The organism is Sorangium sp. So ce204, from assembly GCF_051526795.1.
GTDB lineage: Bacteria > Myxococcota_A > Polyangia > Polyangiales > Polyangiaceae > Sorangium > Sorangium cellulosum_B.
The window spans coordinates 748,104-771,319 of record NZ_CP150317.1 but is presented as its reverse complement, the minus strand read 5'-3'; the positions used below and the strand labels follow the sequence as shown (position 1 = coordinate 771,319).

General features: G+C 72.6%; 12 protein-coding genes. 3 read left to right on the top strand and 9 right to left on the bottom strand.

From position 1 onward, the window contains the following. Positions 1–2 precede the first annotated feature (2 nt). The 9 genes from WMF22_RS02830 to WMF22_RS02790 form a co-directional block, all read right to left on the bottom strand. Complete coding sequence (locus tag WMF22_RS02830) at positions 3–359, bottom strand: NADH-quinone oxidoreductase subunit A (protein WP_437297602.1); 357 nt, start codon at positions 357–359, stop codon at positions 3–5. Between the two features lie 256 nt (positions 360–615). Next, positions 616–1,722, bottom strand: a complete 1,107-nt coding sequence (locus WMF22_RS02825) for a hypothetical protein (protein WP_438034751.1) — start codon at positions 1,720–1,722, stop codon at positions 616–618. Between the two features lie 322 nt (positions 1,723–2,044). Then, positions 2,045–4,582, bottom strand: a complete 2,538-nt coding sequence (locus WMF22_RS02820; protein WP_437297600.1) for an MXAN_6577-like cysteine-rich protein — start codon at positions 4,580–4,582, stop codon at positions 2,045–2,047. 186 nt (positions 4,583–4,768) lie between these two features. After that, positions 4,769–7,669, bottom strand: a complete 2,901-nt coding sequence (locus WMF22_RS02815; RefSeq protein WP_438034750.1) for an MXAN_6577-like cysteine-rich protein — start codon at positions 7,667–7,669, stop codon at positions 4,769–4,771. A gap of 134 nt (positions 7,670–7,803) precedes the next feature. After that, on the bottom strand, positions 7,804–9,003 hold the full coding sequence (locus WMF22_RS02810; RefSeq protein ID WP_437297598.1) for an alpha/beta fold hydrolase: 1,200 nt from the start codon (positions 9,001–9,003) through the stop codon (positions 7,804–7,806). An 819-nt stretch (positions 9,004–9,822) separates the two neighbouring features. After that, complete coding sequence (locus WMF22_RS02805; RefSeq protein WP_437297596.1) at positions 9,823–10,749, bottom strand: TIGR02757 family protein; 927 nt, start codon at positions 10,747–10,749, stop codon at positions 9,823–9,825. Then, positions 10,746–12,437 (bottom strand): sensor histidine kinase, encoded by a 1,692-nt coding sequence (locus WMF22_RS02800; RefSeq protein ID WP_437297595.1) that lies wholly within the window; start codon positions 12,435–12,437, stop codon positions 10,746–10,748. The genes WMF22_RS02805 and WMF22_RS02800 overlap by 4 nt, the downstream gene beginning before the upstream one ends. A gap of 12 nt (positions 12,438–12,449) precedes the next feature. Beyond that, the gene (locus WMF22_RS02795) at positions 12,450–14,303 is read right to left on the bottom strand and encodes a GAF domain-containing protein (RefSeq protein WP_438034749.1); all 1,854 of its coding nucleotides are present in this window, start codon (positions 14,301–14,303) and stop codon (positions 12,450–12,452) included. Positions 14,304–14,789: 486 nt separating this feature from the next. Continuing rightward, the gene (locus tag WMF22_RS02790) at positions 14,790–17,237 is read right to left on the bottom strand and encodes a thioredoxin domain-containing protein (protein ID WP_438034748.1); all 2,448 of its coding nucleotides are present in this window, start codon (positions 17,235–17,237) and stop codon (positions 14,790–14,792) included. Between the two features lie 436 nt (positions 17,238–17,673). On the opposite strand from WMF22_RS02790, the gene WMF22_RS02785 reads away from it, so the two are divergent. Genes WMF22_RS02785 through WMF22_RS02775 form a run of 3 tightly spaced genes read left to right on the top strand, consistent with a single transcriptional unit; the run spans position 17,674 to position 23,073 of the window. Then, complete coding sequence (locus WMF22_RS02785; RefSeq protein WP_438034747.1) at positions 17,674–20,130, top strand: hypothetical protein; 2,457 nt, start codon at positions 17,674–17,676, stop codon at positions 20,128–20,130. A 1-nt stretch (position 20,131) separates the two neighbouring features. Beyond that, a complete protein-coding gene (locus WMF22_RS02780; RefSeq protein WP_438034746.1) occupies positions 20,132–22,594 on the top strand; it encodes a hypothetical protein in 2,463 nt (820 codons plus the stop codon). A gap of 38 nt (positions 22,595–22,632) precedes the next feature. Beyond that, positions 22,633–23,073, top strand: a complete 441-nt coding sequence (locus WMF22_RS02775; RefSeq protein ID WP_438034745.1) for an HU family DNA-binding protein — start codon at positions 22,633–22,635, stop codon at positions 23,071–23,073. The last annotated feature ends 143 nt before the right edge of the window (positions 23,074–23,216 follow it).

The following is a 23,216-nucleotide window of genomic DNA, read 5'->3' as shown; positions in this document are numbered from 1 at the left end:
CTTCACTTCTCCCATTCCAGAGCTCCCTTCTTCCACACGTACACGAGCGCCACGACGAGCAGCGCGACGAACGAGCTCATCGTCGCGAGGCCCGTCCACCCGAGGGTCCGGAACTGGACCGACCACGGGTAGATGAGCACCGCCTCGATGTCGAACACGACAAAGAGGATCGCCGTCAGGTAGAACTTCACGCTCGGCTTGACGAACCGCCCGCCCGTCGAGTCGCTGCCGCACTCGTACGGGATCATCTTCTCGGGCGTCGGGTTCCTCGGGCCGAGCAGCGACGTCAGCGTGAACATCGCGAGCGCGATGATCGCGGCGACGAGAAACAGCAGGAACAGGGGGATGTAGGTGGCCATCGAGAGAGCACTCCTACGCGTCGACCCCTGGAGGGGTCGACCATCTCGCCGAGGCGCGCGGCGTCTCGGGGCGAGACCTCGGGGCCCACGGCCCCGAACCATGCAGTCCAAAAAGGTGAGAGCGACGCGGCGATGCTGCCTGGAGCAGCAAAAATCCGAGCGATCCCGGCTTAATCCGCGCCGGATCTAGTCGGCCGCCGCGGGGGTGTCAATGGAGGCGGTCGGGCAACCGGCGAGCAACCGGCGGACCGCGATCCTAGGAGCGGTTCGCGGCCAGGACCAGCCCTCGCCACGCGGTGAGCGCCGTCCCCAGGCTGGCCTCGATCTCCCGGATCTCCTCCACCATGTCGGCGTCCGCCACGCCCACGCTCCGCGCCTCGCGGACGCAGGCGAGGGCGGCGACGAACTTCTTGCGCTGCACGAACGCCCGCGCGAGCAGCGGCCAGATCTGCTTCGGCGGAGCGCCGAGGTTGGCGGCGCGCCGGAGGGGGCCGATGGCCTCGCCGGCCCGGCCGTCTTCGAGCATGGCCTCGCCCAGCCGGCGGAAGATGTCGCCCGCTGCGGCCCCGTCGTGCGCATACTGGACGGCGAGGCGCATGACCTCCTCGCCCTGGTGCTCCTCGCCGAGCTTGACGCACGCGGTGCCGAGGAGGCCGAGGCCCTTGGCGATCAGGCTGCGGGCGTCCGGCGTGAGCATCTGCCCCTCGGGCGTGCGCAGGAAGATCGCGAGCGGGGCCGGCCAGGTGCCGAGCAGCTGGATCACCTTCGGGAAGTCGCCGCGCTGCGAGGCGACCTCGGCCTCGGCGACCTTCGTCAGATCGATGGCGGAGCGCGCGCCGGCCGAGGCGCGCTCGAGCTCGTCGCGCACGTGCGAGCGGATGCGGGCGCGGAACTCGTTGAGCTCGTGGGTCTCCTCGATGCCGTCGCGCAGGAGGAGGAGGCGCGAGGTCTTCCCCTCGATGGCGAGCTTGCGGAGGCTGTAGCCGTAGAGCGGGGCGAGCAGCAGGTAGCGGACGCCGATGTGGAGCTGGATGCCCTCGAGGTCGGTGTCCCGCTCGGGCGCGGGCGGCGTCGTGTCCTCCGTGAGGAGGGCGCCGACGAGGCGGTGGCGGAAGTCCGCGAGCGTGAGCCGCTGGACGTCGCCGTCGATGTCCTCCTCGCCCGGCGGCGCGATAACGAAGTCGACCAGGGTGTTGTCCGGGTTGCGGCGGTCGACGGTGAGCGCCGTGATGCGGGCGCCCGTAATCATCGAGAAGGCAAAGAACGCCTCGCCCACGATCTCGCAGAGCGCCTGGAAGCTGCCGATGCCGTCGCCTATGCGCTCGAACCAGCCGTCGGTCCGAACGGCATCAAGGGAGAACACGCGTTCCTTTGGCATGGTTCGACCCGGATCACAGGGGCGCGTCCCGGACGACGGGCGCAAGTCCCAAGGGGGCCGAGACTCGCACGGGCGGGCGCCGCTCTCAAGAAAACTCCTAGGGCGTGCGCGTCGACGTGTCGACGCGCACGCCCGCGTCGCTCACCGACGAGAGCGCTGGCCGCCTTCCATGGCTCCCGATCGCTCCATGCCGCTCCACCTGCCCCCACGCGCGCCGCTCCGCGCCCCCCTCCCCTCTCCGTGGCCCCCGAGCCCCCCGGCCCCGCGGCGGCCGACCCACCCCAGCAGCCGCCCCGCCGCTCCCCGCTCAAGGGATGGCGGCGATGGTGAGGACGAGGTTGCCGGAGGCGGAACGCCGGCTGTCGCCGATGATCGTGATCACCTGCCCTTCGGTGAGGGTCACGGTCACGCGCGAGCTGGTCGTCATGACCGCGTTGTCGTTGCACGCGAGCTCGGGGCCGGAGCAGCCGTCGCCGTCGTGCACGTGAAGGACGGTGTCGAAGTTCGACGACAGCGTGTCGATGACGTAGGTCCCGTCCGCCGGCGCGGTGAAGCGATAGACCCTGTCGTTGCCGCTCGACGGGACGCAGCTCGGCGTGGCCAAGTTCGGGTGGAACAGGGTGGAGCCGCTCGTCGTCTGCGGGACCGTCGAGCCGAGATCGACGGGGTTCCCGCAGATGCCGTCCTCCTGGAACAGGCTGATGTTGAGCGTGAACGGGCCCGCGGCCTGAGGTTCGGCGCTGGCGCCATCGACCACGACGACGGTCTCCTGCCCCGCGGCGAGCGGCACCACGATCCGCGACTGGGGGACGCCCGTGGCGTTGTCGTTGCAGCCGAGCACCGCGCCGCCGCACGTGCCCGCGTGCACGTGGACGACCGTGTCGAAGCTCGATCCGAACGTATCGAAGACGTACAGTCCGTCGGCCGGCGCCGTGAAGCCGTACGCCCTGTCTTCGCCGCCGGGCGCGCCGCACGGCGCGCTCACGTAGTCGCCGGCGCCGACGGTCGTCCCCGACACGGTCTGCGGGACGACCGACTCCAGCGCCCTCTCCGGGCACGGGGGGACCGAGGTGCCGCTCACGTTGAGCTTGAACGCGCCATGCTTCCCGGACGCGCCGTCCACGACCACATACGCCGTCTGCCCCTGCGCGAGGGGCGTGGTCACCTGCGATCCGTACGCCAAGTCCCCCGCGTCGTAGCTGCACCCCAGCAAGGCGCCCGTGCAGCTGCCGTCGTGAACGTGGACCACCGTGTCGAAGGTCGAGCCGGTCGTATCGAATGTGTACCGGCCGGCGATGGGCGCCGTGAAGCTGTAGCTGACCTCGGGGGAATTGCCCATGGCGCAGTCCGCCGGGGGCTGGAGGACGCCGTCGAGGCCTGACGTGCGGCCCGTGACCGTCTGCGGGTAGGTGGAGCCGAGATCCACCATGGGGCACCTGGGCGGAGCCCACTCGGCGACGTTCAGCGTATAGGGCCCACGCGCGCCCTCGAAGCCGTCGATGACCGCCACGACCTTCTGGCCGGCGCGGAGCTCCACCGTGGCGCGCGACTGCGACCCTTCTCCTGCGTCGTCGGAGCAGGTGAGCACGCCGCCATCACACGCGCCGTCGCGCAGCTCCAGGATCGTATTGAACCCGGAGCCGAAGGTATCGAATACATACTTCCCGGCCGCCGGCGCCGTGAAGCTGTAGCTCGCGTCGGGGCTGTCTGCGCCTCCGCACGTCGACCTGATCGCGTCGCCGAAGTGCTCGGTGTTGCCGGTGAGGGTCGTCGGGAGCGGAGCGTCGATCGCCCACCCAGGGCACTTCGGCAGATCGGCCTTCGTCATGTTGAGCGTGAAATCGCCCTCCCCTCCGTCGAAGCCGGTCACGACGATGAGGACCTCCTGACCCGCCTCGAGGATCGCGCGGACCCGCGCGTGGGCGACCCCGGTGGCCATGTCATCGTTGCAGGCGAGCTGAGCGCAGGTGGTCGCTCCCAGCACCCCGATGGCCGTATCGAAGGTGGACCCGACGGTGTCCAGCGTGTATGTCCCCGCCTCGGAAGGCGTGAAGCGGTAGACCCGCTCCGACGAGCCGGCGGCCACGCACGCGAGATCGTAGTTCGTCTCGCCGCTGATGGTGGTCCCCGTGATCGTCAGCGGGAACGTGTTGCTGAGCTCGTCATACGTCCCGAGGACGCAGGAGCAGGCGCCTGCCTGGCATAACGCCCCTCGCTCGCACGCGACGCCGCAGGCGCCGCAGTGGAGCTGGCTCGTCTGCAGATCGGCGCACGCGCGACCACACGCCGCGAGGCCGGCGGGGCAGGTGCAGACGCCAGCGACGCACGACTGGGCAGGCGCGCAGCTGGATTCACACTCGCCGCAGTTGCGCCGGTCGCTCAGCACATCCACGCAGGCGCCGTCGCACTCGGTGAGGTCGCCCGCGCACGCGCAGGAGCCGTCCGCGCAGACGTGCCCCTCCGCGCACTCGACGCCGCAATCGCCGCAGTTCCGCAGGTCGGTCTCGAGGTTCACGCACTGGCCTGAGCAGTCGGACTGGCCTTCTCCGCACTCCTCCCCGCCCCCGACGCCGGTCCCTAGTTCGCGGCCGCCCTCGCCGCCGCCCCCGCTGCAGCGGCCATTCACGCAGAGCTGCCCCTCTTCGCAGGCGTCGCCGCACGCGCCGCAGTGCTCGACGTTCGCCTGGAGCTCGACGCACCCTCCATTGCACCGCGACAGCCCGTCGGGGCACTCGCTCGACACCTTGGGGCTCTCCGCGCACGACGCCGCGAGGACGACCGCCGCAGCCAGGAGCAGCGCGGCGGACGACAGGGCGGGCCTGGGGCGCAATCCGGATCTATCCATAGCCATCCTTGGGGGGTGCGTGGCCGTTCGAGGCGAGCGGAGAACGAGGCGCGCGCCAGGATACGCCTGCGGCCGACGCATCCGCAACCGGCGGGGGGGCGCGGCTGGCGGCGCGCGGTCCGGGCCGCGGGCTCGACGCGACAGACACCGTCGCCGGGCCGGCTCCAGGGCACATCCAGCGCGGGCTCAGCGCTTGGCGATCTTCAGCGTGAAGTCGCCGGACGCTCCATTGTACCCGTCGACGACCACGGTGATGGTCTGGTTGGCGGCGAGATCGATCTGTACCTTCGACGCTTGTGAGCTGGTCAGATCGTCGTTGCATTGTAGCTCGATGCCGGCGCAGCCACGCGTGTGGACATGAAGGACGGTGTTGAACGACGAACCGATCGTGTCGATGACATAGGTGCCGCGGCTCGGGGCGGTATAGGTGAACACCGTCTCCGGAGAGGACACGGACGCCGCGGACACGCATTTCGGCCTCACCGCGTCGGGCTGGCCGCGCGTGGTGCCGGTCCTGGTGATCGACAGCGGCGATCCGAGGTGGATCGCCGTCGCGCAGGTCCCCGGGCCGGTGAACCGGTCCACCTGGAGCACGTAGTCGCCCGAGCTCGTGCCGAGGCCGTCGACGACGACGAGGACGCTTTGATCTGCGGCCAGGCCGAGGGCGACGCGCGACTGCTTACCGACCGCGTTGTCGTTGCACCCGAGCGACGTCCCCGCGCAGCTCGCCTTCAAGATCTGGAGTATCGTGTCGAAGCTCGATCCGAACGTATCGAAGATGTAGAGCCCGTCCTCCGGCGCGGTGAAGCGGTAGATCATGTCTGGAGCATTCGACGAGGAGCCGCAGGTCGGGCGGACGGACTCGGGCCGGTCCGCGGTGCTCCCTGTCACGACCTGCGGGACGACGGAGCCGAGATCGATCGCCGTCGAGCAGGTGCCGCCGCCGGAGTACCGCGCAATGTTGAGCGTGAAATCGCCCGACGCGCCCGCGGCGCGGCCGTCCACGAGGAGGACGATCGTCTGCCCCTCGGCGAGCTCCAGCGTCAGCCGCGACTGCTCGCTTCCCGGCGCGTCGTCGTTGCACGCGAGCTCGGCCCCGGAGCAGCTGCCGTCGAGGACGGAGAGGACGGTGTCGAGGCTCGATCCGAACGTATCGACGATGTAGGTGCCGGCCGCGGGCGCGGTGAAGCGGTAGGTCACCTCGCCGGCGCCGGCGCCGCAGCTCGGGAGCAGGACGTCGGCCGCATCCGCGGTGGTCCCCGTCACTGTCTGAGGCACCGTCGAGCCGAGATCGATCATCGGGCACGGGAGGACGAAGGTCTGGCTCACGTTGAGCTTGAAGGCGCCGGAGGCGACCGGAGCGTAGCCGTCCACGACGACGGCGACGGTCTCTCCCTCGCTGAGCATCACCTTCACCTGCGAGTGCCTGTCAGAGGTGTCGTCGTTGCACGCGATGCTCTCGCCGCTGCATGTCCCCTCGTGGACGTGCAGGACCGTGTCGAAGGAGGAGCCGAAGGTGTCGAAGGTGTAGAGCGCGGTCGCCGGCGCGGTGAAGGCATAAGCGGCCTCGGGGCCGCTCTCCCTGGTGCAGGGCGACGGGAGGGCGCTCACGCGCTCCGGGATAGCCGTGTTGCCGGTCACCGTCTGCGGAAACGTGGCGTCGAGCGTGAGCTCCGGACAGGGAGGCGGCACGTACTCGGAGACGTTGAGCGTGAATGGCCCGGATCCGCCGTCGACGCCGTCGACGACCGCGACGACCGTCTGGCCCTCGGCGAGGTTCGCGACGAGGCGCGACGTCTTGGCTCCCATGGCATCGTCGTTGTCGTTGCAAGAGATCACCGTCCCGGAGCAGGACCCCCTGCGCAGCTCGAGGACGGTATCGAACGCGGATCCGGACGTGTCGAAGACGTACCCGCCAGCGCGCGGCGCGGTGAAGCTGTAGCTCGCGTCGGAGGTGTCGATTGAACCGCAATGCGTCGAGACGGCGTCGCCGAGCCCCCAGGTGTCCCCGGTGATGCTCAGCGGGAGCGCCGTCGCGAGGGTGTCGAGCGAGCACGCCGGCGGCGCCAGCCGGTCGAGGTGAAGGGAGAAGTCGCCTTGCGCGCCGTCGAAGCCCGAGATGACGAGGAGGACGCTCTGCCCTTCCTCGAGGGCCACCGAGGCGCTGCCCGTCACGGCTCCCCCGCGATCGTCGTTGCACGCGAGCTCCTCGCAAGCGTCGAAGTCCAGCACGCCGATGGCGGTGTCGTAGCGCGATCCGGCGGTGTCGAACTTGTACCAGCCGGCCTGCTCCGCCGTGAACCTGTAGACGAGCTGGGTCGAGCCGACTCCCATGCAGGCGAGCGGGAGATAAGCCTCCGCGCCGACCGTGGTGCCCGTCAGGAGCTGAGGGACCGTCGAGCCGATGTCCTCGTAATCGCCGACGGCGCAGGCGCACACGCCCTCCCGGCAGAACAGCCCCGGGACGCACGCCGCGTCGCACGCGCCGCAATGCGCCGGGTCGACGGCCAGCTCGACGCACCTGCCGCCGCAGACGGCGAAGCCCTCGTCGCAGACACACGCCCCCTCCACGCACGTCTCGTGGACGGGGCAGCGCGCCTCGCAGATCCCGCAATGCAGGCGATCGCTCTTCACGTCCACGCAACCGCCGCCGCACGCGGTGAAGCCGGAGGCGCAGCGGCAGGCGCCGCCCTCGCACCGCTGTTCGGCCGCGCATTCCTGGCCGCAGCCCCCGCAATGGGCGGCGTCGGTGGCGAGGTCGACGCAGCCGCCGCTGCACGCCACGAGGCCGGAGGCGCACGGCTCGCCGCCCGCCCCGCCCCCGTCCCCGCCCCCGCCGACGCACACGCCCGCCTCGCACCGCGTCCCGCTCGCGCAGACGCCCTCGCAACCGCCGCAGTGGTCCGGATCGGCCTGCGTGTCGAAGCACGCTCCCCCGCACGGCGTGAGGCCGTCATCACACGGCGCGGCGGCCGACTCCTCCGCGCAGGACGCGGCGAGGGCGGCAAGGGCGACGAGCGCCGCGACCGTCAGCCAGAGCGCCATCGACGACGGCTCGAATCTGGCGCGCAATCCGGGGTGACTCATGAACATCCTTCGGCGGACAGGCCGGCCACCGCGTGGCTCCGAGAGATCCGGCGCCGAGGATACGCCTCTTCGCTTTCGCTCTGCAATCGTCGATCACCGCACGTCCACGCGCGCGCGTTCGAGCTCCACGGGCGTCAGGCGGCCGGGAGATCCGGCATCGGAGCGGCCTCGTCGGAGGTCGGCTGACGCGCCTGGATGGCCTCCAGCGCCACAGCGCCCGTCTCGGGCCCCGGCGCGTCTTCGGCCTGCAGATCGGGGCCGAGGAAACGAGCGATGGGCTCGAAGAGCTCGACGCCTGTATAGGCGCCGACGGCCAGATCGCCGTGACCGTAATCTTCCCGCGCTCCGAAGTCGCGCCCGAGCACGAGAAAGCGCTTCGGCGTCTCCGGGCGATCGCGCCCCCATGCGTCGAACGCCGCGCGCACCGCCGAGGCGGGGGCTATCCTGTCGGCGCTGCCCGCGATGAACAGGGCCGGGGCCGCGACCGAGGCGAGGCCGTCCAGGACCCTCTCGCCGTCCACGCGGATCTCCCCGTCGCTCGCCATCCACGCGGCGAAGTCGGCGTTCAGCGCTGCAGGGATGTCTTCGATGCAGTTGACGAGCGCGAGCCGCGTGACGCCGGGAGGCACGTTGCGCGGGTTGGCCACGGCGTGATGGATCGGCGTCGGCAGCCACTCCGAGGCGAACGCGAAGCTGCGCGCCATGAGGCGGAGCGGGACGCCCGGCAGCAGCCGGCCCGGCAGGAAGCGCATGAGGCGCACCGGCGTGGTGAGCCGGCCAGGCGAGCCGACGATGACGACGCGGCGGACCCGATCGCCGGCGACGCTCCGGCCGAGCGCCGCATAGAGGAGCATGCCCCCCATGGAGAAGCCGACATAATCCAGCGAACGGGCGCCGGTGCGCTCCAGGATCGCCTCGATGGCGCAGGGAAGATCGTACCGGACCATGGCGGAGAACCGGACGCTGCGGCGCTCGGCGCGGGTGAGGAGGCGGCCGCTGCGCAACGTCAGCAACCACACGTCGCGTCCGAGCGTGGCGAGGTGGCGAGCGAGCGAGTAATCGGGGTGGATGTCCTGGTTCCTGTGGTTCGCGGCGAGCCCGTGGACCAGCAGGATCGGCGGCAGGTCGGGCTGCGCCTCCGCGCCGTCCGGGCGCGGGACGCGGCGGAGCTCGATCGGCGCGCCATCCTCGGTCCGCAGGACCTCTTCCACGCTGTACTCGAGCGGCAGCGTCAGCCGCTTGACCCAGTAAAGGAGGTGCGCCCACAGCCCGATCGCCGCCAGCACCGCGAGCGCCAGCGCCACCAGGAGCGTTGCCCCGAATGTCCAGACCATACGGTCAATCTACCTGCTGGTGCTGCTTCCGCATGCAGGCAACCTCGACATTCTTCTTCACCAGGAAGGACGGAACACAGGTCCGTCGCTCGTCGAGGCCGCAACCCGGCTCGCTCGTCTGGATGATCATGAATCCATGGGAACAGGACGTTTCACGATCATCTCCCGCAGCGCGTGAAAAAGTCACACAGCGCTCCGGAAGCCACTCCACCCCATCGCGCCGGACAGCGCGCGAGGCGACTGCCCCTGGCGGAAACGCACGTTGGCAACGGCTCGTTTTCCCTGGGATTCGCGTCTCGCGGGGACATGACCATGTGCCCAGGCCTACCGCGGCGCGAGATCGAGAGCTCCAGCACAGGCGTGCACAAAGGTTCCAGATCTACCAACCCGGAACGTGGCATGCGGATCGCAACACATGAGGGCGAGGAGAGAGCTGGCAAGGGTCCCGTAAGCACCCGGGAAAGGGGGCACGGCAGGAAGAACGCCGCAGCAGAGCTCGGGGGGGCTCGGTTGCGGCGCTCTTCTTGCCGTGCCGCCTGCCGGACGGCCGCGCTCATGCGCTTGCCGGAGACAAAATGAAAAAAGCGCCTCGCGGACCTGGGGGGGGAAGGTCTCCGCGACGGCGCTCGCGTGTCATTTTGCAGGCTCTGTGCCGCCCCACGCAGGGTAGAATTTCAAATACTTACACCAACCACAACCAGCCATCATTGCACGGTTGCAAATCACAGTTGCAATCTGATTCAAATTCGAAGGCCTTCACGTTCTCGATCTGATCGGGGCCGTAGCTGTTCCGGACGGAAATATGCCGTGCGGGCGTGTTCATTCGTCCCAGTGGCGGCAGACCGGCTTCACGCCGCATCCCTGGCAGCGGACCGGATCGCGCCGCGACGGGCATTGCTGGAGCATGCCGAGGTGGCAGAGGGCGAAGTCGTACTTGACCGGGTCGGCTGGATCGAAGCCGCGGAGGGCCGCGGTGATCTCCTCTGCCGTCTTCCAGGTGGCGCCCCTGCGATCGGTGAGCCCGATGTTGTAGCCGAGCTTCTCGATGTGCGTGTCGACCGGGATGAGGAGGGCCGACGGGGGCACCGGCCACAGGCCGAGGTCCACGCCGTCCGCAGGGCGGATCATCCACCGCAGCAGGAGCATGAGCCGCTTGGCGGCGCTGCCCTTCTCGGGATCGGGGAGGATGTGCGCGGCTCCGCGGTCGTCCGGACGCCGGTCGAGGCCGCCGGCGCGTCGGATCGCCCGCACCCAGGCCCCGAGGGCCTGGCGCAGGTCGCCGGTGCGCGAGAGCTCGGCCGCAAAGGCGGCGCCGAGCGAGCCCGAGGCCCGCTGCACCCGCCGCGCGCCGACGATCAGCCCGACGAGGTCGCGATCGCGGTAGATCCGGTGCCGGAAGCCGCGCAGCCGCGCCGAGACGGCCCGGGCGTCGTCGGCGGTGAGGGCGATCTCCGGCCCGAGGCGATCGAGCGCCTCGCCGATCTTGGCGTGCAGCGCCTTCACGTTGCCGAAGGCGAGCGACGCGGCGATGAGCGCCACGAGCTCCTGATCGGCCGGATCCGTGTAGCGATGGACGAAGGAGACCGGGTCTCGCGCGCGGCGCTCCTCGACGGCGCACCGCGCGCGCACCCCGTCGAGCGCCGCCTTGACCGCGGCGCCCCGCGCGGCGTCCCTCCGCCGGGGCGCCGCCTCGACCGCGGCGTCACCCGGCCGGGGCGCCGCCTCGCCGCTCCGGCGCGCCCTCACGGCGACCCCGCGTCCGGCGCCGGATCGGCCACGACCGGCTCGGCGTTCGCGGCGCGCTCTTGCGCCTCCCGGTCGTGCTCCAGCGCGGGGAGCGACACGACGAACGCGCTGCCGCGCCCGTCGTCGGTGAGCGGGCTCTCGACCCGCACGGCGCCGCCATGGCTCTCGGCGATGTGCTTCACGAGCGCGAGCCCGATCCCGCTGCCGCGCACCTGCCGCTCGCTCGCCCGCCGCCCGCGCGCGAAGCGCTCGAAGATGTGCTTCTGCTCGTCGGGATCGATGCCCGGCCCGCGGTCGCTCACCCGGATGGTGACCTGCCTCGCCTGGCGCGTCAGCGCGGCGAGCCGCCCGCCGCCCCCGCCCTCGGCCTCCACCGCGACGGCGACGCGGCCGCCGTCCTTCGCGTACTTGAGCGCGTTGTCGAGCAGGTTCACGAGGGCGAGCTCGAGCGCGCGCGCGTCGATGAGCGCCTCGGGCAGCCCCTCGGCGATCGTGAGCTCGACGGTCATCTCCTCGCGCTCGGCGCGGTAGCGGTACATGTCGACGGCGCGCGTCGCCACCTCGGCGACGCTGCCGCGCGCGAACTCGTAGGCGGCCTTGCCCCGCTCGACGCGGGCGAAATCGAGGACGTTCTCGATGAGCGCGGTGAGCCGCTCGCTCTCGCTCACGATGATCTGCAGGTACTGGCGGCGCTTCTCGTCGTTGGGGACGCGGCCGCCGAGGAGGAGCTCGCCGAACATGCGGACAAGCGAGAGCGGCGTCTTGAGCTCGTGGGACACGTTCGCGACGAAGTCGCTCTTCAGCGCCGCGAGCCGCCGCTCGTTCACGGAGGCGAGCACCACGATCGCGAGCCCGGCCAGCGCGACAAGGGCCGAGAAGCCGACCATCAGGATCTCGATCAGGCGCTGCCGCTCGACCTTCTCGCCGAGCTCCTCGGCCGTGGTGAGCGCCATCTGGAGGCGCCAGTTGTAGAGCGTGGTCGGGAAGGGGCGCCCGACGGTGAACTCGCCGCCGATGATGGGCGGGCCGAACACGATGCGGCCCTCCTCGTCGATGACGTTCATCCGGCTCTTCTCGCGATCGAGGTCGCGGAAGAGCCGGGGCATCACCTCGTGGACCAGGCGCGGCACCTCGTGCCACGCGACGATGAGGCACTTGCGCCCCGCGTGCTCGCGCTGCCAGTAGCTCACGAGCAGGCTCTGCTGATCGATGACGTGGTGGAGGTGGCGCAGCTCGTTCGTGTCGCCGGCGAAGTTCATCTGCGGGAGGAGGCGGGCGAGCAGGAGCTTGCGGAAGGCGTCGTCCTCCCGCCCGGACGCGCCGCGCGAGGCGAACGCGAGCACGTCGTGCGCCTCGTTGTCCATGTCGAGGACCAGGATGGCGCGCACGGTCGGCGTCTCGCGGGCCGCCGTGGGGAGCCACCGCCGCGCGATGACCGAGAGGTTCGCCACGTCGACGTGCGCGGCGACGACGTTGTCCTGGGCGATGATCAGCTTGTCGAGCCGGTCGACGCGCTCGTCGGCGAGGGTGAGCGTCGCGTCGAAGACGGTCTGCTGCCGCGCCTTCTCGATCTGCAGCGTCGTGCGCAGGGCGATCCCGCCGAGCACGAGCACGGCGACGACGATGGCGGGGACGAGGGCGAAGTACGGGACGCGATGGCGCTTCCCAGCGGAGGGGAGGAGGTCCATCGCTCGGCTCCGCTAGCGGGCGGCCTTCTTCGTCCCCGCGGTCACGAGGCCGGGCTCGAGGACCACGCCGCGCGCCCCGACGAACTCGGCGAACTGCTGGCCGATGTAGGTGAGCGCGTTGCCGTCGCTCTCGGAGAACGGCTTGCCGTCGAGCGGGTTTCCGATCTCGAGGAGGCCGAGGTAGCGGCCCGCGAGCTCGACGGGCGCGCAGATGACGCTCCGGAGCTCGACGCCGATCGCCTTCCACCGCTCGTCCATGGCGCGCTCGTCCTTGGCCGCGTCGGGCACCACGACGGCGCGCCTCGACCGCATCGCGGCCAGCGGGAGCGGCGCCCGCTCGGACAGCCTGGCGAGGAGCGCGCTCTTGCCGCCGTACTGCCGGACGACCACGAACTCGCGCCGGTTGATGTCGAACAGCGACACGAGGCCGAGGGCGCACGGGATCTTGTCGAGCGTGAGCGCCAGGATGAAGTCGGCGCCCGCGAGGGTGTCCTGGAGGAAGTGCAGGTCGCTGCACGCCTCGAACAGCTCGGCGATGAGGTCGTCGCCGGAGAGGCGCCCGTTCTTCGGAGGGAAGGAGGAGCGCCGCCGCGGCGGCGCCGGCGTGGGGGCAGCGACATCGGGCGGCTCCGGGACGAGCTGGAGGCGTGGCGGCGCCCCCTGCTGGTCGGCCGGCACGGCGAGCAGCACCACGTCGGCCGGCGGCGTGAGGGCTGGCCGCGGCAGGTCCGCAGAATACGCGGCGGCCGGCGGTGGCACGTCCGCAGGCGGCGCGGCGTCCGCAGGCGGCGCGGCAGCCGGCGGCGCGGCGTCCACAGGCGGCGCGGCGTCCGCAGGCGGCGCGGCGTCCGCAGGCGGCGCGGCGTCTGCCGGCGGCGCCACGTCCGCAGGCGGCGCGGCGTCTGCCGGCGGCGCCACGTCCGCAGGCGGCGCGGCGTCTGCCGGCGGCGCTACGTCCGCAGGCGGCGCGGCGGCCGGCGGCGGACCATCCGCCGGTAACGCCGCAACCGGCGGCGCCACGTCCGCAGGCGGCATGGCCGGCGGCGGTGCGGTGCCGCCGGTGCGCGGGCGGAACTGGATCTCGGGTTCGGCCGAGCGCCAGTCTTTCCAGGCGAGGGTCGCGAGCGGGCTGCGCTGAGGCCGGCCCTCGAAGACGTGATCGAACACGGCGATATGGATGAACTTGCCCGGTCGCGCGTCGTCGATGCGCTGCCGTGCGCGCTCGAGCCGATCGATCAGCAGCGCGCTGACGAGATCGCGCGGGGTGCCGGTCGCGACCGCATAGACGAGCTCTCGGTACGTGAGCGGCGAGCGCTCGGACGGGTTCTCCTCGCGCTGCGAGATGAGCTGATACGGCGGCAGCTCCGCGGGCGCTCGCTCCGGCTCGGCGCTTTGCTCCGGCTCGGCGCCTCGCTCCGGCGGCGCATCCCGCTCCGGCGCGGCCTCCCCGCCTTTCGCCGGTTGCGCCTGGGCGCCCGCTGGCTCCGAGACGAGGAGCGCGGTCCCCATCGAGATGAACGGGACCGTGGGCGCGATCGGGCGCTTCCGTGTGACACTCCCCGCAGGCTCGGCCGGCTTTGGAGAAGCCGCCCCGGCCGGGGAGGCGCCCGCCGGCGCGTCGGTCCCGTCCGTCAGCGCCGCGTCGTCCGGGGCGCGCTGCACGACGTACCGCACGCGCGTCGCCGGATCGATCGCTCGGTAGCCGCTCTCCAGCAGATCCACCGAGAAATTGTTGAGCGGGCCCCCATCGCCGCGGAGCGCCCGGGCCTTCTGCAGCGCGGGCTGCCACTGCGGGGCCTCGACGCACACCTTCCTGCTCGGCGGAGCGTTCTGGCCTAACGACGAGATCTCGACGAACCAACGCATCGTTTGCGGTTCCAATCCGCGCTGGCGCTGACTGGGCGGCGCGCTCTGGCGCGAAGATCGTTCTACTCGACGCGCGCGAGAGGGGTCAACGCGCAGGCCGCACGGGAGCGCGCAGAGGGCGCGCGGACGCCTTTGGAGGATGGCGCGAAATCTTCTCAACCGGGACCGGCAAGAAGAATCGGGTCTGTCCTGAAATCACGCCGCCCGCGCCGCGGGTCGCCGCGGACGAACCCGTTCGCCCACTGAACGGCCGCGGGGTATCCCCGCGGGGGGCAGGAGGCCACCCGCTGTCGAGCCGCGCGCGCCATGGAGCGCGCGGTGAATGGGGCCACCCGGCGTCGCTCGCCTCCAGGCGATCCGCCGTCCTGTGCGCGAGCGGGATACCCGGCGTACATCCGATCCAGCCCGGGGGACGATCCGTGATGCTCGACTCTGCAGTTCGCTTCGTGCGCAGCTCGACCCCTGCAAGGGGTCCGCCCACGCTCGCTATCGCGTCCGCAGGATGATGTGGAAGCCGAACGGCGTCTCCACGACCCCGCTCAGCGCGCCGACAGCGACCTTCTCCACCGCCTGCTCGAACTCGGGCACCATCCTCCCCTTCGAGAAGGTGCCGAGATCGCCCCCGCGCGCCGCCGCCCCCGGCTCGTCGCTGTACTGGGCCGCGAGCTCCTCGAACTTCGCCCCCTGCTGCGCTCTCTTGAGCACCTGCTCGGCGAGCACGCGCGCCTCGTCCCGCGTGCGAACGACGCGCGCCGGGGCCCGCCGTGACCCCGCATACATGATGAGGAGGTGCTTCGCCCCCATCTGGCCGGCCGTCGCAGGGGGCTGGGTCGCCCCCGGCTGCGCAGCGCCCGGCTGGGCCGGCGCCGGCTGCGCAGCGCCCGGCTGGGCCGGCGCCAGCTGCGCTACGCCCGGCTGGGCCGCGGGCTTGCCCGCGCCGTGAAGCGACTCCTTCGTGGGGGGATCGTGCGGGCCGAGCGCCTTGTCGACGAGCCGCTTGAAGTGCGTGATCGACTGCGCCCCGCCGAGAAAATAGTCGTTGATGGCGAAGGACGGCGTGCCGGTGATGTGCAAGCGCTCGGCGAGCTTCCGGTCCGCCTCGACCGCCGCGCGGTGCGCCCCCGAGTCGAGCGCAGCGCCGAACTTCGCCACGTCGAGGCCGATCGCGGCCGCGTGGCGCTCGAGCGCCTCCCGGCCGAGCCCGCTCTCGGACGGGTCCTCCCACAGCCGCTGCGCCATCGCCCAGAAGCCGGCCTCGCCCTTCTGCCGGAACGCCTCCATCGACGCCTCGGCGGCGAGGGGCGCCCGCGTGTGGAAGGGGAGCGGCAGGTGCCTGAAGACGACGCGGACCTTGCCCGGATAGGCGGCGATGATCTCGTCGATCGTGGGCTGGACGCGCTTGCAGAACGGGCACTGGAAGTCGGCGAACATCTGGATCGTCACCTTCGCGCCAGGCTTCGCGCCCTTGCCGGGGTTGTCCCTGGTCGGCGCGGGGGCGAGGATCCGCTCGGGCGCGTTGCCGGCCCTCGCGTCCTTCTGAAGCGCGTCGTAGACCTTCGCCGGCGGCGTGCCCGCGGCCACGAGCTTCGCGGCGAGCGCGATCTGCTCGTCGATGAGCGCCTCGAACTTCTCGGCCGGCTGGGCGCCGGCGAGCCGCCTGCCGTTGATGAAGAAATGGGGAACCCCCTTCGCCTGGAGCTCGTCGGCGAGGCCCTGATCGCGCTCGATGCGCACCGCGTGGCGCCGCGCGGCGATGGCCCTCTGCGCGCGGGCCACGTCGAGGCCCAGGGACTTCGCGTGCGCCGCGAGGTCCGCGTCCTCGAGGCCCCCGGTCTTCAAGAGCTCGCACGCCTTCCAGAACGCCGCGTCGCCCTTCTGCGCCTTGGCCTCCAGCGCGAGCTCCGCGGCGGGCTCGGCCCGCTTGTGGGAGGGGAGCGGGTTGTGCTTGAAGACGACGCGCAGCTGAGCGCCGTACTTCTTTTCGAGGCTGTCGACGGTCGGGCCGACCTTGCGGCAGAACGGACACTCGAAGTCCGAGAACATGACCAGCGTGACCGGAGCGCCCGGGTTGCCCCGGATCGGCGATCCGTCGACAGGCACCTTCCACACGGTCGTGTCCTCGGGGGCCGGGGCCGTGGGCGGCTTCGGGGCCGGAGCGCGCGCCTTGTTCTGCTCGGACAGGGCCGCGTAGACGCGCTCCTGCGGGACGCCGGATCGCCGGAGATCCTCGGCGGCCCGGAGCTGCTCGTCGACGAGGGTCCGGAAGTCCTCGATGGGCCGCGCCCCGCTGACGAGCACCCCGTTCACGAAGGTCGCCGGGGTACCCCTGACGCCCGTGGCCTGGCCGGCCTCGAGGTCCCGGTCGATCTTCGGCGCGTGCCGCTGCCCGTCGAAGGCCGCGCGGAACGCCGCCCGATCGACGCCCGACTCGGCGGCCCACGCCTCGAACGACTCCGGCGTGAGCGCGCGCTGGTTGGCGAAGGCGAGCCGATGGAACTTCCAGAACGCCTCGGCCCCGCCGAGCCGGAACACCGTCTCGGCCGCCAGGTGCGCCGGGCGCGCGTTCTTGTGGAACGCGAGCGGGAAGTGCCTCCAGACGATGCGCAGCCGATCGGGGCCGTAGGCCTGCTTCAGCTGCTCCAGCGTCGCCATGTACCTGGAGGTGAAGGGGCACTCGAAGTCGCCCCACACCACGAGGGTGACCGGCGCGAGCGGCTCGCCCCACCACGGATCGGCGCGGGTGACGGGCACCGCGGTGCCCGGCTCCGGCTCCGGCTCCGCCGCTACAGCGACGGTCGGCGCGGGAGCGGGGAGGACCACCGTCTTCGTCCGCTCGACCGCAGACGGGGTCACCGCGCCCGACGCGCAGGCAGCGAGAAAGCACCAGAGGAACAGCGGCAAGAACAGACGGGAAAACGGCGGTAGCGCAGGCATGAGCCCCCTCGAGTGTCGCGGTCCGTGGACGGATCCTACACGGACGGCCAGAGCTCAGGTCGCCCGGGCCGCGGTGCGCCATCGCTGCAGACGGGCGCACGACGGGAGCACCGGCTCGCACAGACGGCGAGCGCCTGCCAAGGGACACCCGCAGAGCCGTCGACCAGCCATCCGACCAGCGAGGCAACGGAGAAAAAAAAGAGCGCCCGCTCGACGGCGGGGGGGGAGACCGTCACGGGCGCTCTGCACTGCTCCTTGAGCAGGATGCGGGCCAAGGGATTCCCTTCGGAGTTCGGGGACTTTCGCTAGTAAAAAGACTTTCCCATTTCAATCCTGAAGCAGCCGCTTGCAAACGTGCTGGGCAGAGCTGGCGGCCTCAGCCTTCGCGGGCGGGCTCCTCGGGTCAGGCTGCGTGAAAGTCGTGTAAAAGAGCCGCGTGTCACCGTCCAGCGCCGACCCTGGTCCCTCCTCGCCGCCCGGAAGCGCAGCGCCCCGGCCGAGCAGCGCCTCCCCCGACGGAACGGACGGAACCGAGACCGCGGCCTCCCGGGGCGCCGGCCCGGCGGCGCGACCCGGCTGGCTCGATCGCGTGGTCGCGGCCTGGCCGCGCGTCGATCCGGTCCTGTTCGCCGCCTACGCCGGCGCATGCGTCCTCTACGCCGCCGTCGCGTTCTACAGCGCGATGCACCAGCAGACGGGCGGCATGTGGTCGGCGCCGCTCGACGACGTCTTCATCCACTTCGATTACGCCCGCGCCACCGCGCGCGGGTACCCGTTCGAGTGGTCCGAGGGCAACGGATTCTCGAGCGGGAACACGAGCCTGAGCTACCCGTTCGTCCTCGCCCTCGGCTATCTCGTCGGCTTCCGCGGCGTCCTGCTGATGCAGTGGGCGGCGATCGTCGCGTGCACCTCGACGCTCGGCTTCCTGCTCGTCGGCGCGCGGCTCCTCGAGCCCGTCGGGCGCTGGGCGAAGTACCTCCTGCCGCCCGTGGCGCTCTCCATCGGCGCGCTCGACTGGTCGCTGTTCAGCGGGATGGAGAACGCCTTCCACCTCGGCGTCTGGGCGCTCGCCACCCTCGCCGCGCTCTCGGTCGCCCGCGCGGCCGGCGCGCCGCGCGAGCCGACGGCACAAACGACGCGGACGGCGCAAACGACGCGGACGGCGCGGACGACGCGGACGGCCGATGACGCGCGCGCCGCGGCGCCGCCGAAGCGCCTCGCCCACCTCGGCTGGGCCGCCGGCCTCGCCGGCGCGCTCCTTTACGCCACCCGGCCGGAGTCGGTCGTCTGCGTGGCGGCGCTGAGCGTGTACGCGGCCATCGCCGTGAAGCGGGCCCACGGCGCGCGCGCGGCGATCGCGACCCTGCTCCGGACGTCGGTGCCCGGCGCGCTGGCGTGCCTCGCCCAGGCGGTCGCCAACCGCGTGTTCACCGGCGAATGGGCGGCGAGCGGCGCGATCGCCAAGCTGGCGCTGAACAACCCGTACATGACGTCCTCCGAGAAGTGGGACACCTACGAGTTCCTCGCGACGTACGTCGTCGCCCGCAACACCAACCACCACTTCTCGGACGCCCTCCCCTGGGGCTGGCTCGTGCCCGCCCTCGCGCTCATCCCCCTCGCCTCGCGCAGGACCCGCGGGGTCGCGGCGCTGCTCTGGGTCCAGGTCGTCGGCTGGCTCGCCCTGGTGGCCCTGAACGGTCAGGTCCGCTGGCAGAACGAGCGCTACACCATGCCCGCGGTCGCCTGGCTGCTGGTGCTCGCGGCGATGGGGCTCGCGCTGCTCGTCGCGCGCGCCGCATGGGCCAGCAGCGGCGAGCGCCGCCAGGAGCGGCCAGAGAGCGCCCTGGCCGGGATCGGAGCGCGGCTTGGGGCCCTCGGCGGCATCGCGGCCGCGGCCCGCGGCGGCGCCCTTTCGCGCGGCCTCTGGTGCGCGCGCGTCGCGCTCGCTCTCGCCGTTGCCGCGCTCTTCTGGGCCCACCAGCTGCCCAGGATGCGCGACCAGATCTGGTTCTTCGGCCGCGCCAGCCGCAACATCCGCGATCAGCACCTCGTCGCCGGCAAGCTCCTCGGCCAGCTCGACGTGCGCCGCGTCCTCGTCGGCGACGCGGGCGCGCTCCTCTACGCGTCGGACCGGCCCGGCCTCGACATCATCGGGCTCGGCGGCTACCACGATCTCCCGTTCGCGCGCGCGGGCGTCCACGGCCTGGGCGCCTCGCTGGAGCTCATCGAGCGCATCCCCGCCGACGACCGCCCCGACACGCTGGCCATCTACCCGGGCTGGTGGGGCGACCTCCCGGCCATCTTCGGCAGGCGCATCGCCGCGATCCCCGTCGTCGGCAACGTGATCTGCGGCGGCGCGGAGAAGGTCATCTACCAGGCCGACTGGAGCCCGCTCGCGCACGGCGAGGCGCCCGCGTCGATGCGCGAGGACGAGCGGGTCGTCGACGAGCTCGACGTCGCCGACCTCGTGAGCGAGCGGGAGCACGGCTACGCCTTCCCGCGGCCCCAGGCCGGCTTCGTCGGCTTCAGCGTCCTCCCGGATCCGCGCGGATCAGGGCACGATCGCTTCGACGCGGGGCGCGTCATCCCGGGCGGCAGGAGCGAGGCGGCCCGCCTGCGCGCCCCCCGCGAGGGCCAGGGCAGGCTCGTGGTCCGCACCGCCGCGCCCCGCGCCGCCACGATCCGCGCGACGGCGGACGGCCGGGAGATCGGCCACCTCGCGCTCAAGAGGGGCGACGGCTGGACCGAGGCCTCGCTCGACCTCCCCGAGGGCCTGCCCGAGACGTTCACGCTCACGCTCACGCCGGTCGACGGGGAGTGGGTCGATCACCACGTCTGGATCCTCGATCGTCCCGCGCGCGGCGCCGGCGCGCGCCCGCTCGCCGGACAGTGACGTGCGCGCCGGCCTGCCCCGCGACCCCGCGCAATGGATCGCGCTCGCGCTCGCCCTCGCCGCGCTGCTCGCCGGCGCCTGGCTCCTCCGCCGCTCGCCCGCGGCGGCGCGGGCCAGCCCCGCGCCGCCACGCCGCGGCGCCGCGCGCTCGGGCCGCGACCCCGCGCCCCGCTCCGGCGCGGCCCTGGGCGCCGCGATCGCCGCGCCCCGCTCCGGCGCGGCCCTGGGCGCCGCGATCGCCGCGGCCCTCTCGGTCGTCGCGGCGCTGCTCTCGGCCGCGTACGTCGCGGTCTACCTGCGGGGCGGCCCCCGCATCATCGACGCGACCAGCTACTGGCTCGAGGCGCGCGCGATGGCGGCCGGCTACCTCGCGTGGCCGCTCGATGAGCCCGCGGCCTCCGTGCTCGGTCGCTTCCTCGTCCGCAGCGACGCGATGGGCGACACGCTGGCCGGGCCCTCTGGCGCGAACCGCGCGGCCGAGGTCGCGGTCCTCTTCCCCCCGGGCTACCCCGCCCTGCTCGCGCTGGGCTTCCTCGCGGGCGCGCCGCTCGCGGTCGGCCCAGCGCTCGCCGCGGCGCTCGCGATCGCCACCTACAACCTGGCCGCGCGGTTCGCGCCGGAGGGCCCGGCCCCGTCCGGGAGCGCCGCGCCGATCCGCTTCGTCCCGCTCGTCGCCGCGCTCTTCTCGGCGCTCTGCGCCGCGCTCCGCTACCACACGGCCGACACGATGTCGCACGGGCTCGCGGCCCTCTGCTTCACCGTCGCGCTGGCGTCGGCGCGGCGCGCGCTCGACGAGGCCCGCGCCGCCGCATCGGCGGGCGCCGCGACGGGGCCCCTCGATCCGGCGGTCCGCGCCGCCGCGCTCGCCGGGCTCGCCGCCGGCTGGCTCGCGGCGACGCGCCCGCCGAGCGCGCTCGCGCTCGCCGCGACGCTGCCCTTCGTGATCCTGCCGGCGATCGCGCCGGGGAGCGCGCCGGCCGGCCCGCGCGAGGGCGATCCGCCGCCGCGCCCATCGCCGCGGCTCGTACGGCTCGCCGCGGCGATGGCGATCGGCGCCCTCCCCGGCCTCGCGCTGCTCGCTGCCCACCAGCGCGCCGCGACGGGCGCCTTCGCCTCGTCGCAGGCCGCGTACTACGCGGTCTCGGACGGCCCGCCCGGCTGCTTCCGCTACGGCTTCGGCGCCGGCGTCGGCTGCCTCGGCGAGCACGGCGACTTCGTCCGTCACAACCTCGCGGAAGGATACGGCTTCCTGGCGGCCGCCGGCACGACGCTGCGCCGCCTGAAGCTCCACCTCGTGGACGCGCTCAACGCCGAGCCGCTCGCGCTGCTCGTGCTCGCCGGCGCCGTGATCGCCTGGCGGCGGCCGCGCTCGCGCGCCCTCGCGATCGCCCCGCTCCTCCAGGTCGCCGCTTACGCCCCCTTCTATTTCGACGGCAACTACCCGGGAGGCGGCGCGCGCTTCTTCGCCGACGTGCTGCCGGTGGAGCACGTCCTCGCCGCCATGGCCGCCCTCGCGCTCGCCGAGCGCGCGGCGACGGCGGCGCACGCGGAGGGCGGCCCCGCGCGCCGGCGTGGCGCGCCCCTCCCGGCAGCGCCCCTCCCGGCGGCGCTCCTCCCGGCGGCGCTCCTCGCGGCGGCGCTCCCGCTCGCCGGCTTCGCCTTCCGCGCGGGCTTCGAGCACGCAGCGCTCCGCGATCGCGAGGGCGGCCTGCCCATGTTCGACCCCGGAGCCGTCGCGCGCGCGGGCGTCTCGCGCGGCCTCGTGTTCGTCGACACCGATCACGGCTTCAACCTCGGCTTCGATCCCGCCCCGGAGGACGTCGCGGTGCTGCGCTACCGGGGCGACGCGATCGACCGCATGGCGTGGGAGGCCCGCGGTCGCCCCCCCGCGTACCGCTACCGCTTCGCGATCCCGGACGGAGGCGGCCTCGCCTCGGTCTCGATCACGCCGCTCGCCTTCGACGCCGAGCCGCCCGGCGAGGCCCGCATCGAGGGCGAGTCGCTGTGGCCGCCCCGCGATCAGCGCGGCGCCTTCGCGCTGCCCGAGCACGCCGGCGGCACGTGCGCGTCGGGCGGGCGCCTGCTCGCGGTGCACGCGGCGGGGCGCGGCGAGGCCGTCGTCCGGGTCGGCCTGCCCGCCCCCTGGCTCCGCGGCGCCCGGATCAGCCCGCGCGTGGCGCTCTCGGGCGACGGCGCCGGCGAGGTGCGCCTCCTCGTCGACGGCGCCCTGCTCCACGTCTGGCGGGTCGAGCCTGCCGCGCCGGGCACCCCCGGCGCGCCGCTCGCCTGCGCCGAGCTCCCGCCGCACCCGATCCCGGAGGATGCCGTCGGCATCGAGCTCGCCCTCGCCCGCGAGGACGCGGCGGCGACCGGGGAGACGGGGCAGGGAGGAACGGGAGGAACGGGCGCCCTCTTCGCGCTCGACGCGCTCTCCGTTGTGGGCGGGAATTCGGTTGACCGCTAGTCCCGTAACATGCGAGCTTTTCATAGGATTCTGTTGTCGTGCGGCTCCTGGAGCGGCGCATCCCCTGGAGCTCTGCGGTGGAAAGCGGCAAGTCGAGCGCCGGCGGCGGTCCGCTCGGGTGGGGGAGGTGGACCATGACGAAAAGCGAGCTCATCGACGCGATCGCGGGACGGGGGGAGCTCACCAAGGCTCGAGCGGAGCTCGTGGTGAACTGCGTCTTCGACGCCATGACGCAGGCGCTCCAGCGCAACGAAGGCATCGAGATCCGCGGGTTCGGCAGCTTCACGGTCAGGCCGTACAAGCCCTACAGCGGCAGGAACCCGCGCACGGGCCAGCCGGTGCCCGTGCCCGCCAAGCGCCTTCCGTTCTTCAAGGTCGGCAAGGAGCTCAAGGAGCTCGTCAACGCGAGCCGCGCGTACGCGATCTCGGGTGACGACGACGACGAGGACGAGGACGACGAGGAGACCGACGACGAATGAGGCGGCGCGCGGCGCGTCCGTGACGTGACGCGCCGCACGAGGTGACGACGTGACGGCGCGACGACGTCGCTCGCGGCGCCCTCTTCGCTCGCGCGCGCCGGGGCGCGTCGCCCCCCTGGCGGGCGGTTCCGCCGCGCGGTAGA

Excerpts from the sequence above, each read along its gene's own strand:
- WMF22_RS02830 (WP_437297602.1), bottom strand. The coding sequence starts at position 359 with ATGGCCACCTACATCCCCCTGTTCCTGCTGTTTCTCGTCGCCGCGATC.
- WMF22_RS02820 (WP_437297600.1), bottom strand. The coding sequence starts at position 4,582 with ATGGATAGATCCGGATTGCGCCCCAGGCCCGCCCTGTCGTCCGCCGCG.
- WMF22_RS02815 (WP_438034750.1), bottom strand. The coding sequence starts at position 7,669 with ATGAGTCACCCCGGATTGCGCGCCAGATTCGAGCCGTCGTCGATGGCG.
- WMF22_RS02810 (WP_437297598.1), bottom strand. The coding sequence starts at position 9,003 with ATGGTCTGGACATTCGGGGCAACGCTCCTGGTGGCGCTGGCGCTCGCG.
- WMF22_RS02800 (WP_437297595.1), bottom strand. The coding sequence starts at position 12,437 with ATGGACCTCCTCCCCTCCGCTGGGAAGCGCCATCGCGTCCCGTACTTC.
- WMF22_RS02795 (WP_438034749.1), bottom strand. The coding sequence starts at position 14,303 with ATGCGTTGGTTCGTCGAGATCTCGTCGTTAGGCCAGAACGCTCCGCCG.
- WMF22_RS02790 (WP_438034748.1), bottom strand. The coding sequence starts at position 17,237 with ATGCCTGCGCTACCGCCGTTTTCCCGTCTGTTCTTGCCGCTGTTCCTC.